This window comes from Bradyrhizobium cosmicum (assembly GCF_032290525.1).
Lineage (GTDB): Bacteria > Pseudomonadota > Alphaproteobacteria > Rhizobiales > Xanthobacteraceae > Bradyrhizobium > Bradyrhizobium cosmicum_A.
Window position 1 is genome coordinate 1 of sequence record NZ_JASXTA010000106.1, and the last position, 357, is coordinate 357.

Annotated in this window: 1 pseudogene; it reads right to left on the reverse strand. The window is 62.7% G+C overall.

What is annotated here, in order from left to right:
- Window positions 1-357 (reverse strand): annotated as a pseudogene (locus QSV46_RS39250) (IS5/IS1182 family transposase); the annotation flags it as partial.

Consider the following 357-nt stretch of genomic DNA (forward strand, 5'->3'; position numbering starts at 1 on the left):
GTGTTGCGCGGTCGCTATCTGAGCGGTGCCGCGCGATCCTGCGATGTGCGGACGGCTTGCCAATTGCCCCATGAAGGAGAGCTTGGCGCCTTGGCCATCACCTTTGCGATAGAGCCTGGCGTCCGGTCGGTGGTTGATCCATGCGTCTCGTTGGAGCGCTTCTCCTTGTGGAAGCCGCGCTCGCCATTGCGGCCTGGATCCGGCGGCTTGTCCTTGCCGTCCTTGCCCGCTCTTCATTGATGCCCACGCCTCGATAAGCGTGCCATCGACCGAGAAGTGATCGTTCGACAGGAGCTGCTTCACCTCAGCCTGGTCCAACACCGCGCCGAAGAACTTCGCCGCCACATCCCCTTCCAG